A 12,413-nucleotide genomic window follows, 5' to 3' on the forward strand; every position below is an offset into this window, starting at 1 on the left:
GGGGTTCTGTGTTGTGAAGAGCTTTTGTTACTTAGCGGCCTCAAATGGAGTGGATACCGGCAGAAACAGGTCGATAATCCCAATGACAAGAGCTGCTAAGATGGCACCCAGAATGGATACGCTGACTCCGCTGACTACGAATTGAGCGACCCAGATTACTACCGCACTGACAATAAAGCCGACGATACCACGACCGAAAGGCGTTGCTTTTTTGCCGAAGATTCCTTCGACTACCCAGCCGAGTAGCGCAATCACCAGTGCAAGGATTAAAGCGCTCCAGAACCCACCAACCGTGAACTGTGGAACAATCCAGCCAACAACCATCAGAACAAGCGCTGCGACCACAAAACGACCAACATGACTTAAGAAATTCACTGTACTAACCTCCTTTGGCCCATGCTAAGGATATGTGCAGTTCTTATTGTGACCTTATTACGTGATTCTATGCTTAAAAATAAGACCCAAATAGCGAAATTGACCTGAATTCTGTATAATGGAAACATCTATGAAGGGAGCTGTGACTGTAATTGGACGACAAAATTTTGCATACGCTTGAATATCGCAAGATTTTAAATAAATTAATGCAATATACGCAAACCCCCATGGGAAGATTGGCTGCGGAGCAGCTAAGGCCCTCCGGCGATTTCGAAGGTGTGAAGAAGCTGCTTCAAGCCACGGATGAAGCGGCTAATGTGGATCGCCTGAAGGGCATTCCTTCGTTCGGCGGGGTAAGCGATATTCGAGCTGCACTAAAACGTGCTTCTATAGGCGGAATGCTGGGAACAACTGAGCTGCTGGCCGTTGGAAATACCATTGGCGGCGCACGCAGAGTCAAACGTTTCCTGGCAGCTATGCATGAGGAAGAAAAGATTGAGCTCCTGTTCTCACTGAGCGACGTTTTATCGGAGCAAAAACATGTGGAAGATGCCATCCGTTTATGTATAGACGAGAATGCTGATGTACTTGATACAGCTAGTTCTGAGCTGGCTAACATTCGCCGTGAATTGCGCGGAGGAGAGACCAGAATTCGTGAGAAGCTGGATTCGATGATTCGTTCGTCTTCTGTAGCGAAAATGCTGCAGGATCAGCTGGTGACCATTCGTGGTGATCGGTTTGTTATTCCTGTAAAAGCGGAGTACCGTGCCCATTTCGGTGGTATCGTACATGATCAGTCTGGATCAGGAGCGACTTTATTTATCGAGCCAGAGTCTATTGTGGCGATGAATAATAAACTCCGTGAAACACGGCTGCGTGAGGAACGGGAAATCGAGATCATTTTACACAGGCTGACGGCACTTGTAGCCGACATTGCGGAAGAAATGACCTACGATATTGATATTCTGGGAGAACTGGACTTCATCTTCTCCAAGGCGCGTCTTGCTCGTGATATGAAGGCTACTCAGCCGCGTATGAATGACCGCGGTTATCTTAAGCTGCGCAAAGGGCGGCATCCGCTTATTCCAGCGGAGCATGTGGTTCCTTTGGACGTGGAGCTGGGCAATCAATACAGCTCAATTATCGTAACCGGACCGAATACCGGTGGTAAGACCGTTACCCTCAAAACCATCGGCTTGTTGAGCTTAATGTCGATGTCCGGCTTGTTTATTCCAGCAGAGGAAGGCAGCCAGATGTGTGTGTTTGATGCCATTTATGCTGATATTGGCGATGAACAGAGCATTGAGCAAAGTCTGAGTACCTTCTCTAGTCATATGACTAATATTATCTCCATTCTGCGTAGAATGACTCCTAAGAGCCTTATTCTGCTTGATGAGGTGGGGGCTGGAACCGACCCGGCAGAAGGCTCTGCGCTGGCAATTGCCATTCTGGAGCATATTCACCGGATCGAATGCCGGATGGTCGCAACAACACATTATAGCGAACTGAAAGCATACGCTTATGAGCGTAAGGGAGTTATCAATGCCAGTATGGAATTTGATGTCCAGACCCTTAGCCCAACCTATCGCTTGTTGATCGGCGTACCCGGACGAAGTAACGCCTTTGCGATTGCCGAGCGTCTAGGCCTGCCTCATGCGATTCTGGAGCATGCCCGCGGCGAAGTGAAGGAAGAAGATCTGCGCGTGGAGCATATGATTGCTTCTCTCGAAGAGAATCGGCTGGGAGCGGAACAGGAGCATGAACGTGCAGAGGGCATCCGCCGCGAAGTGGAGGAGCTGCGCAGCAGACAACAGCAAGAGCTTGAGAAGCTGGAAAGCCAGCGTGAGAAACGCCTCGAGAAGGCTGAGAAGGACGCCAGCGCGATCCTGGACAAAGCGCGTAAGGAAGCTGAGGAAATTATCAGTGATTTGCGCCGCTTGGCTATGGAAGAAGGAGCTTCAGTTAAAGAGCATAAGCTGATTGAAGCGCGGCGACGTCTGAATGAAGCTGAGCCATCACCGCGCAAGAAGGCTGTTACCCGCAAGACTACCAAGGCTCCACGTACAATTGGTCCTGGAGATGAAGTGAAAGTCGACAGCTTGAACCAAAAGGGCTTTGTGGTGGAGCTAAGCGGTACTAAAGAGGCACTGGTGCAGTTTGGCATTATGAAGATGAAGGTAAGGCTGGATGATTTGGAATTGCTCTCCTCGAAAGCAACAGCTGCGCCAACGGCCCTTCGCCATGCGACAACCGTCAAACGTTCCCGTGATGAGAACATTCGCAGTGAACTGGATTTGCGCGGGACTAACCTGGAGGAAGCTATCATGGAGACAGATCGTTTTATCGATGAAGCCTTTTTAGGTAATCTGGGCCAGATCGCCATCATTCATGGTAAAGGAACGGGTGTGCTGCGCACAGGAATTCAGGAATATTTGCGTAAGCACAAGCATGTGAAGAGTTATCGGCTCGGGAATTATAACGAAGGCGGCGCGGGCGTAACTGTGGCTGAGCTGCAATAGCGGGATTTCCCGGCAGAAAGAAGGGGAAAGCGTGCAAGAAGATATTGATCTTTTGCTGGGTCATCCGCTAGGTGCCTTGCTTGGCTACTTTGCAGTGGCGATTCTTGGGCTGGTTGTATTTCTGTCTTTTTTTGAAATGGTAACGAAATATAATTGCTGGGAAGAAATTCGTAAGGGAAACCTGGCAGTGGCAATGGCGACAGGCGGCAAAATCTTCGGAATTTGCAACGTACTGCGTTTCAGTATTGAAGCTGGTGTTTCAATTTACGAGACAATGAAGTGGTCCGTCGTCGGTTTTTTGCTGCTGCTGCTTGCCTATTTTTTATTTGAATTTCTGACCCCTGTATTCTCTATTGACGAGGAGATCGCTGCGGATAACCGTGCTGTTGGACTTATTGCCATGCTGATCTCGGTATCGTTGTCTTATGTAATAGGTGCGGCTATTTTTTAAATCCGTCCTTATAAGGACACCCTGCAAAGGATTATGGATCTGGACAAGCTTTGAATTGAGCAGTCCCACTCTTTGTGGGGTATCTTAGGAGGAAATCATGAAGATTCTCACCCGAGTTCTGTTTCTGTCAGCGATTGCTTTTATAGCAGCCGGTATTATTTATTTAATGATGAATTAAATTTAAAAGTGAAAGTATGAAGGAGATTATAAAGATGGAAACAACTGTATGCCCTTGGTGTCATACTGAAATTGTATGGGACGAGGAATTTGGACCTGAGGAGAATTGTCCTCACTGTAACAATGAGCTTAGCGGATACCGTACGGTCACTGTTGGGATTGATGGCATCGAAGAAGAAGAAGTAGAGGAAGTCGTAGAGGAACCCAAACAAGAGGTTGTTAATGACGATGATCTTTGGGGAGAGCCTGATAAAGACAGCGTAGTTCCAATCTATAATACGCTTAATCAATTCGGCGATGATTATGACTTGAATAAGTACGAAGAGAGTGTCTCAGCTATTCTGGCCATTCAGGAGGAAGCTCCGGAATGTACTCAATGCCATGAGCTTACGATCCTTGCGGGTAAGCAGCCTGTGAGCAGCTTTGAGCCGTCTGCTCCAGCTACACTAGGTAAGTCGGTATTAACCGCTCCATTCTCACTCAATGTTTACGTTTGTCCTTCCTGCTTCCATGTTCAACACAGTCTGGCACAGGAAGATCGGATTCAGCTCGTACGCAATTTGAGCAACGCTCAGGCGTAAGAATAAGTATATAAAGAAAGGGGGCGTCCCATAAGCTAATAGCTGCTGGGGCGTGCCCCTTCTTTTTTTGGACCTTACTTGACCGTTGACCGTTGTCGGAAGCGTGCGTATATGTAATCACTGTCGGATGCGCATAGTAACCCGCTAACGGACACAACCGGCCTTAATCGCACCATTATCCGATATTTGGAATGCTATCGGACTCCAGTGCAGCTATTGGCTTGAAAAACGCCTATATATGGGCCTCTTTCCAAGGATAGCATCACTGGAGTCCGAAACCTTGCTTTAAAGGCTAAAAACATGTAAATAACGTCAACTGAGTCCGTAAGCTCCATGGGATGATGGATTTATGATTGAAGCAGGGAAAATAAAAAGCGGGGTTGTCCAAAAAGCAGTGAAGCGGCTGCGAGGGCCAGCCCCGTTTTTATTATCTACAAAATCAGTTCTGTTTCATCACGTCCAAACTCTTAGAAGGAGAGGGTTTGGCTGACCGGGTGAGTGAGAATAAATCTAACTCAGGCCGATGTTTGCCGGCAATCGTATCCGTTAACAACTCCGCAGCGATCATACTGTACACCGTCCCATTGCCTCCGTAGCCCTCGATGAAGTAACAGTGAGGGAACTTTGGATGTGGGCCGATATATGGAAGCCCATCACGAGTAGAACCGAACACAGCACCCCAAGAGTACTCCAGCTCAATGCCTTTAATTTCTGGAAATAAGGCTTCAATCTCTTCGAGCAATTTTTGACCTTGAGAAATCACTCGGACCTCACGACGTTCGGGGTCTGTCAGCTGCTCATCCTTACCTCCCGCAATAATCCTGCCTTCAGGGGTTGTCCGAAAATATAAATAAGGGCGGGCTGTCTCCCACAGCAGGCTACGCTCATGCCACTTTGGAAAATCCTTTAGAGGTTTGGTCATCACTGCATACGTGTTGATCAGCTCAGCGCCCCGGTCTTTTTTGAATTCCTGTGTTTCATAACCCATTGCAAAAATAACATCCTTGGCAATAATCCGGCCATTTTCTGTGTGGCAAATCACGCCATCCTCAGTAAACTCATAATGTTTCGCTTCGCTCTGTTCAAAGACGCGGACGCCATTCGACGCTGCCTTGGCGATTAGGCTGTGCACCGTTCGATAAGGATTCGCTTCGGCATCCCCACGTGAATAAAGTCCTGCTGGTTTTGAAAAAGAGTACAGAGCTGCAATCTTATCCTCTTCCCAAAATTCAGAATCGAAGCCATTAGCCACGAGATTCTCATATTCTTCCCGCAATGCAGGTACATCCGCAGGAGTGCTGGCATACAAAAGACTGCTGCGAGGAATGATCTGCGGATCGATATCGAGCTTGTCCGGCAGGTCCAGAATGTTCCTTACCCCAGCCTGGCATAACTGATAAAAGAGCAAACCGTTCTTTTGCCCAAAGGTGTTCATACATGAGGTTAACGATTTATCGTTGGAAATCTGCAGGAGTCCAGTGTTAGCATGCGAGCTGCCGCTGCCGACCCGTCTTTTTTCGATCAGAACAGCATCTGCTCCACTTAAGGACAAGCGATAGGCGGCCATTGCCCCACCCATTCCGGCGCCTACAACCAGGCAATCACAATGAATAGTACCTTCTAGAGAGGGGTAAGTTGGAGGGTTCTGTAAAGTGCTTGACCAAGGTGTATTTCCACTATTTAAATTCATGAATTGTTCGCTCCTTCATTCGTGCCGTGATTTAGTATTGGCGGCATTTTATCGTCTCATTCGCGGTATGTTCTTATTTCTGTCATAACTCTCTAGTGCCTTTCGGCAAATAAATCGCGGGCATAGGCGGCATACTAAAGCCTGTATGAATCAACTACAAGGAGGGACTACAACAAATGCAATCAACGCAAATGCAAGCGCTAAGTGGTAAGGAATTGGAATATATCGCTGACTCCATCTCTAATGAGGACTTGCTTCTCAAGCAATGTGCAGCAACGGCTGCGACAACACAGAATCAACAAGTTCGCCAAATTTGTATGCAGCATATGCAAAATCACACCAAACACATGACTGAGCTCACTCAGTTAATCCAACAACATCAACAATACGCGCCAACAAGCCCACAATAATTGCAATATTAATTCTAAGGAGGTTATTTAATGAACGCGCAAAATACTGGGGCATTTATGCCGGATGAGGATTTACTAAACACCATTTTGTGTGATTTGAAGCGGACCGTACGCGAATATGCTACAGCTGCTACAGAATCAGCATGTCCAGCCGTTCGTAGGGTTTTTAACACTATGACCATGGACACTTTGCAACTCCAAGGTGATTTATACACGCATATGTCTCAACTGAATATGTATCCTGCACCTGCAAAAGCATTGCGCCAAGATGTGGACAAGCAGCTTCAAACCGCACAGCAAATGCAACAGCAAACAGGGCAATTTGTTCAACAAAAAACCGGGCAATTTGGCGCATACGCTCAGAATGCTCATATCCCGGCTAACGGACAACATCAGCCTTCTCATTTAATGTAACCATGATGGTTGGCGAATGAAGCAAATCGCTTCATGAGTGTGGAGATAACGCCCGTTTTTACTGGTTAAATCCGGTAGAACGGGCGTTTTTTCTATTTTTTTATGTATGTGCTATGTAAACTCTGCCTTTCATGGAAGCTCCTATGGGGTTATTTTGTTTGCAGAGATGCACATTTCATGTCATATTAGTATTAAACTCTTTTCGCGGGGCGACGCATTAATAGCGTACCGTCATTGGCGAACTATCCGGAGGGAAGGCATGAAGGAAATGAACGAGCTTAAGAGGAAAGTGCTGGAACTGCTTAAGGAAGACGCGAGAAGATCTACTGCACTCTTAGCAACGCTGCTTGGCGCGGAAGAAGAAGATGTGAAGACTGCGATTGAGCAGTTGGAGAAAGATCATGTCATTGTAAAATATGCCGCCGTTGTAAACTGGGATAAAGTGGACGATGAGAAGGTAACCGCACTGATTGAGGTGCAGATTACGCCTGAACGAGGGCGTGGTTTTGAAGGGATTGCCGAGCGAATCTACCTGTATCCACAGGTCAAATCAGTTTATCTGATGTCTGGTGCTTATGATCTTCTGGTGGAAGTGGAAGGCCGGAATTTACGTGAAGTGGCCAATTTTGTATCTGAGAAGCTGTCTCCAATTGATTCAGTACTTTCAACCAAAACGAATTTTACCCTTAAAAAATACAAACAGGACGGGATCATCTTCGAAGAGCATGAGGAAGACAACCGTCTGATGATCTCTCCATAAAGGAAGTAATCATATGATCACGAATAAATCGCAGCTAACTGGAGAAGACAGCAAATCAATGGATTCTTATTTGGCCCCGTTGGTACAGCAAATTCAACCTTCGGGTATCCGCAAGTTTTTTGATCTGGCTGCAGGCAGTAAGGATATCATCTCTTTGGGAGTTGGAGAGCCTGACTTCAAGACCCCCTGGCATGTCAGAGAGGCTTGTGTCTATTCGCTGGAAAGAGGATTTACAGGGTATACATCCAATGCAGGGATGCCTGAACTGCGGGAAGGGATCGCGAATTACTTGCACAGCCGTTTTGCTGTGGAATATGATCCTGCCAATCAAATTATAGCAACCGTTGGCGGAAGCGAGGCCATCGATTTGGCATTACGTGCGCTGATTTCACCGGGGGATGAAATTCTGATTCCTGAGCCTTGTTATATCTCTTATTCGCCGATCACCGCGATTGGTGGAGGAATACCTGTAGGTATTGAAACGGTTGGTGAGAATAACTTTAAACTTACTGCGGAAAGCTTGGAAGCCAAAATCACTCCGCGCTCCAAGGTTCTGATTTTGTGTTACCCTAGTAACCCTACGGGAAGTGTAATGACCCGAGAAGATTGGGAGCCGATTGCTAAGGTAGTAGAGAAACATGATCTTATAGTGATTTCAGATGAGATTTATGCAGAATTGTCTTATGGCATTAATCACGTCAGCTTTGCCTCTTTACCAGGCATGATAGACCGTACGATTCTGGTTAGCGGCTTCTCCAAAGCTTTTGCAATGACCGGATGGCGGATGGGGTATGCTTGTGGTCACCCGGATCTTATCGCTGCAATGCTTAAGATTCATCAGTATACTGTGATGTGTGCTCCTTCTATGGGACAGGTGGCTGCACTTGAAGCGCTGACCAATGGGATGGAAGAGAAGGACCGGATGGTGGATTCCTATAACCAACGGCGGAGGTTGATCGTCAAGGGCCTACGCGATGCAGGGCTGGAGTGCCATGAGCCGCAGGGCGCCTTCTACGCTTTTCCAAGCGTGCGCAAGACAGGGCTGACTTCTGATCAATTTGCTCAACGGCTTTTGCTTGAATACAAGGTTGCAGCTGTGCCTGGAAGTGTCTTTGGATTAGGTGGAGAAGGTTACTTACGCTGTTCTTACGCCACATCAGTATCCCAACTGAACGAAGCAGTAGAACGCATTGGTGCTTTTGTCACAAAGCTTACACGTGAGAGAACGGATTAGTGAAAATTGAACTATAGCCGATCATACAATCCTATGGTATTATTTTACTTTGAGAGTAATTAGCCCCTATAATAGAACTTACAAGGATCCATTTACTCTGGAACTAAGCGTTGCTTTGAAGTTGCTTTATTTAACTTTTATGCTCTTTTGCAGCACGCGCTCAATAATACTTTTGGGAGGGATGATTGTGCTTAGCGCCGATTATTACTTACCTTCCTATGGTGGGAAATGTTTCTCTGGAAATGGGAAAATACCCCCCAAGGGTGATGCTTCTGCTCGCATACTCTCTCTGGAAGATGAAATTAGAATACTCCGCAGCAAGATGGAGCAGCTTTTCCTGCAGGAAAAATCATTCACTTCGGATAATGTGATTGAAATTAGCAGTTTATTGGACCTCAAAATAAATGAGTACATGAAGGGGCGTCCAGCTGGAAAATAGTGCTGCTGAATGCTCTTGAGAGGACCCTAGGGTCCTCTTTTTGTTGTGCACTATTACTAATGATGGTGTTTTTGTGTATACTCTTAATTTGCTATCTTTATTGCCTTCCTTATAGCAGAAAGCTTAAACTATCAGTATATGTTTTTTAAGAATGGATAGGAGGCTTAAACCATGGCGATTTATACACGTACGGGTGATGCAGGTCAGACCTCAGTGATTGGCGGCCGGGTCGGCAAGGATGATGTCCGCGTCGAGGCCTACGGAACGATCGATGAGCTGAATTGTTTTGTAGGGCAAGCACGAAGCCTGATGGAAAGTGATAATTTCGACGATGTCCGCGAGCAATTGCTCGAAATACAGCATGAGCTGTTTGATTGCGGCACGGATTTAGCATTTGTTAGACTTGCTGATGGTGGTCAATATATGGTGACAAGTGAGATGGCTCAGCGGCTGGAAGGCTGGATAGATACTCTACAAGAGGAGAATCCGCCACTTGAGAAATTTATCCTGCCAGGAGGTAGTCAGCTGGCTTCGGTTCTACATGTATGCCGCACGGTTTGCCGTCGTGCAGAACGCCGGGCGGTTACCTTAGGGCGAACTGCGGATATTAACCCAGAAGCGGTGATTTATCTCAATCGATTGTCGGATTATTTTTTTGCTTTGGCTAGAACGGCTAATACACGGTCAGGGATTACTGATGTAGAATACATCCGCAGTAAAAAGGTGTTCCGAGACTAATATGACAAGCTATTATTCACCCATTACTTATATCATACCGCCTGAAGAGGATGACTTCCTGCTGAAGACCATCCTGCACAAACGGATGGATGTCTCACGCAAGCTGCTCTCTCGCCTGAAGCAGACGGAGCAAGGCATTACATTAAACGGTGAACGTGTATACATTAGTGTGCATGTAAAGGCAGGAGATACCGTGCAGATTCGCATGGAAACGGAGACTTCGGATGATATTTTGCCGCAGCCGATTCCATTTGAGATTTTATTTGAAGATGAACATCTGCTAGTGGTTAACAAGGCAGCGGGAATTATAGTTCATCCCACCCATGGACATTACACCGACACGCTTGCCAATGGTGTGGTTTATTATTGGGCACAGAAGAATGAACGCTTCCGTTTCCGGCCTGTTCACCGTCTGGATCAGGAGACCTCCGGTGTGTTAGTGATCGCCAAAAATCCTTACAGCCATCAGCATATTTCCGAGCAGATGATCGCCGGTACTGTGGATAAGCGTTACGCTGCATTTGTTCACGGGGTTCCTGCGGAGTTATCCGGCGATATCGACGGCCCTATCGATCGTGATCCTGAGGAGCCACATCGGCGTATCGTGACACCGGATGGATATCCTTCCCTAACCCGATATGAGGTTAAGCAGGTGTATTCAGCTGGCTCTAGAGTTGAACTAAAGCTGGAGAGTGGGCGTACGCATCAGATTCGGGTCCATATGACCTCAATCGGCTGTCCGCTGATTGGGGACAGCATGTACCGTCATGAGCTGTACAATCTACCAGAATTGACTTCAACTCAAAGCGAGCAATTGGAGACCGTTGCAGCACTCGATGCTTCCATACCGCGTCAGGCGCTGCACGCAGTCCGTCTGACGTTCAAGCACCCGGTGCTTCTGCAAAAAATGATTTTCGAAGCCCCGTTGCCACCTGACATGGCAGCCTTGGAGAAAATATTGGAGCAAGGTCCGACAGTGGATTTGTGATAAAATTATGATTCAGGCGATGGTGTGGCGAAGGGGAGGATTGGAACTGTAGGAGCGATAGCGACCGCCTTTGTCTGCGGATTTCAAACGTGTTTAACGGTAAAATTGAAGAAATCTGTAGACAACAGCGGCCGAAAGTCCAAACATTCCCCATAGTTACGATATTATTAGCCGATTATTAAAGGAGCACAGCATGAGCAAATTAAAAGTATATCAATATCCCAAATGCAGCACCTGCCGCAGCGCAGTGAAATGGTTGCAGGGACAAGGTCATGAGCTGGAGCTTCAGCACATCGCAGAGCAGCCACCTACGGTGGACGAGCTGCGTGAGCTGCTCGCGAACAGCGGCCTTGAGCTGAAGAAGTTTTTTAATACAAGCGGTGAAGTATATAAATCATTAGGTCTGAAGGACAAGCTGCCCCAGCTTACGGAACAGGAGAAGTTAGAGCTGCTCTCAAGCCACGGGATGCTGATCAAACGCCCGATTGTCACCGATGGAGTTAAAGTTACGGTGGGATTCAAAGAAGACCAATATGCCGATACTTGGGCTAATGTTTAATATCAATACAACGATCAAGGGAGAGGTTTATAAGTGAGAACAGATACAACGGGCCGGGTAATGCTTGTAGATGGAATGGCTCTGCTGTTCCGGGCCTTTTATGCGACCTCTTATGGAGGATATATTCGCAAGACAAAGGAAGGTTTACCGACGAATGCGGTATATGGATTTTTGCAGTATTTTTTTGATGCAGTAAGTACGTTTGAGCCTTCTCATGTCGTATGCTGCTGGGATATGGGTAAAGGAACGTTCCGTACCGAGAAATATGATGGATACAAATCCAACCGGATCGAAGCTCCGCTGGAATTAATTCCGCAATTTGATCTAGTAAAAGAAGTAGTGGCTGAGCTAGGTGTGCCAAACATCGGTCTTGCCGGCTATGAAGCAGATGATTGCATTGGTACGCTAGCATCCTGTTACAGCGATAATTCTGAGGTTTACATTCTGACGGGTGACCATGATATGCTGCAGCTTATTGATGAGAATGTTAAGGTCGTCATTATGAAAAAAGGACGCTCCAACTATAAAGTTTATGACCTTGCAGAATTGCTTGAGGATAAAGGTCTAACCCCTAGACAGGTTATTGACCTGAAGGGCTTTATGGGCGATACAAGTGATAATTACCCTGGTGTAAAAGGGATTGGTGAGAAAACCGCGCTGAAGCTGTTAACGGAATACGGTACAGTTGAAGGTGTAATTGAGAATCTTCACTTGCTCCCTAAAGGTGTACGGTCCAAGATTGAAGCCGACCTTGATATGCTGCATCTATCAAGAGAGCTGGCTGAAATCCGTTGTGATGTGCCTGTGGTCTGTGAGCTGGCGGAAGCTTTATGGCAATTACAACGGGAAACAGCCGCGCGTAAATTTCAAGAACTGGAATTTGGCAGCCTGATGCATTTGATCGCTGAGGTGCAGGACGAACGGGGAATTGTACAGATTGAGTTAGGTGATCTGGGTTAAGGAGAGTCTCCCTTCATGCAAAAAAGCATGAAGGGAGTTTTATTATTGTGATAGCGCTTCATCCAACGTATAATAAGGGCTGTTGATTGTTTTATTTTATATTAATTTTTATTTTCAA

Annotated in this window: 14 protein-coding genes; 12 read left to right on the forward strand and 2 right to left on the reverse strand. The window is 46.7% G+C overall.

Features of this window, described 5'->3' with window-relative positions; translation table 11 throughout:
- Nucleotides 1-27: 27 nt before the first annotated feature.
- Nucleotides 28-375, reverse strand: a complete 348-nt coding sequence (locus tag MHH50_RS08415) for a phage holin family protein (protein WP_036683548.1) — start codon at nt 373-375, stop codon at nt 28-30.
- Between the two features lie 152 nt (nt 376-527).
- Between MHH50_RS08415 and MHH50_RS08420 the strand changes: the two genes are divergently transcribed.
- The 3 genes from MHH50_RS08420 to MHH50_RS08430 all read left to right on the forward strand — a co-directional run bounded on the left by MHH50_RS08420 (nt 528) and on the right by MHH50_RS08430 (nt 4,103).
- On the forward strand, nt 528-2,894 hold the full coding sequence (locus MHH50_RS08420) for an endonuclease MutS2 (protein WP_340034191.1): 2,367 nt from the start codon (nt 528-530) through the stop codon (nt 2,892-2,894).
- A 31-nt stretch (nt 2,895-2,925) separates the two neighbouring features.
- A complete protein-coding gene (locus MHH50_RS08425; protein WP_036683543.1) occupies nt 2,926-3,345 on the forward strand; it encodes a DUF350 domain-containing protein in 420 nt (139 codons plus the stop codon).
- Nucleotides 3,346-3,557: 212 nt separating this feature from the next.
- On the forward strand, nt 3,558-4,103 hold the full coding sequence (locus tag MHH50_RS08430) for a hypothetical protein (protein WP_051491295.1): 546 nt from the start codon (nt 3,558-3,560) through the stop codon (nt 4,101-4,103).
- A 439-nt stretch (nt 4,104-4,542) separates the two neighbouring features.
- On the opposite strand, the gene MHH50_RS08435 is transcribed toward MHH50_RS08430, so the two are convergent.
- A complete protein-coding gene (locus MHH50_RS08435; RefSeq protein WP_340034192.1) occupies nt 4,543-5,793 on the reverse strand; it encodes an FAD-dependent oxidoreductase in 1,251 nt (416 codons plus the stop codon).
- A 176-nt stretch (nt 5,794-5,969) separates the two neighbouring features.
- Here MHH50_RS08435 and MHH50_RS08440 point away from each other — a divergent pair, with 176 nt between their 5' ends.
- The 9 genes from MHH50_RS08440 to MHH50_RS08480 all read left to right on the forward strand — a co-directional run bounded on the left by MHH50_RS08440 (nt 5,970) and on the right by MHH50_RS08480 (nt 12,295).
- On the forward strand, nt 5,970-6,203 hold the full coding sequence (locus tag MHH50_RS08440) for a spore coat protein (protein ID WP_036683535.1): 234 nt from the start codon (nt 5,970-5,972) through the stop codon (nt 6,201-6,203).
- A gap of 30 nt (nt 6,204-6,233) precedes the next feature.
- On the forward strand, nt 6,234-6,617 hold the full coding sequence (locus MHH50_RS08445) for a spore coat protein (protein ID WP_076126401.1): 384 nt from the start codon (nt 6,234-6,236) through the stop codon (nt 6,615-6,617).
- 259 nt (nt 6,618-6,876) lie between these two features.
- Entirely contained in the window at nt 6,877-7,377 is a 501-nt protein-coding gene (locus MHH50_RS08450) for an Lrp/AsnC family transcriptional regulator (protein WP_036683529.1), read from the forward strand.
- A gap of 13 nt (nt 7,378-7,390) precedes the next feature.
- Complete coding sequence (locus tag MHH50_RS08455) at nt 7,391-8,611, forward strand: aminotransferase class I/II-fold pyridoxal phosphate-dependent enzyme (protein WP_036683526.1); 1,221 nt, start codon at nt 7,391-7,393, stop codon at nt 8,609-8,611.
- 250 nt (nt 8,612-8,861) lie between these two features.
- Nucleotides 8,862-9,050 (forward strand): aspartyl-phosphate phosphatase Spo0E family protein, encoded by a 189-nt coding sequence (locus MHH50_RS08460; RefSeq protein WP_232061510.1) that lies wholly within the window; start codon nt 8,862-8,864, stop codon nt 9,048-9,050.
- A gap of 171 nt (nt 9,051-9,221) precedes the next feature.
- Nucleotides 9,222-9,788, forward strand: coding sequence for a cob(I)yrinic acid a,c-diamide adenosyltransferase (locus MHH50_RS08465; RefSeq protein WP_076126402.1), 567 nt, complete (start codon nt 9,222-9,224; stop codon nt 9,786-9,788).
- 1 nt (nt 9,789) lies between these two features.
- Nucleotides 9,790-10,776 carry an RluA family pseudouridine synthase gene (locus MHH50_RS08470; protein WP_340034193.1) on the forward strand — a complete coding sequence of 329 codons (987 nt, stop codon included), beginning with the start codon at nt 9,790-9,792 and terminating at the stop codon, nt 10,774-10,776.
- Nucleotides 10,777-10,969: 193 nt separating this feature from the next.
- Entirely contained in the window at nt 10,970-11,335 is a 366-nt protein-coding gene (locus MHH50_RS08475) for an arsenate reductase family protein (protein ID WP_076126405.1), read from the forward strand.
- Nucleotides 11,336-11,395: 60 nt separating this feature from the next.
- Nucleotides 11,396-12,295, forward strand: coding sequence for a 5'-3' exonuclease H3TH domain-containing protein (locus MHH50_RS08480; RefSeq protein ID WP_076126491.1), 900 nt, complete (start codon nt 11,396-11,398; stop codon nt 12,293-12,295).
- The last annotated feature ends 118 nt before the right edge of the window (nt 12,296-12,413 follow it).

The organism is Paenibacillus sp. FSL H3-0302 (assembly GCF_037982245.1).
GTDB classification, from domain to species: domain Bacteria; phylum Bacillota; class Bacilli; order Paenibacillales; family Paenibacillaceae; genus Paenibacillus_AQ; species Paenibacillus_AQ odorifer.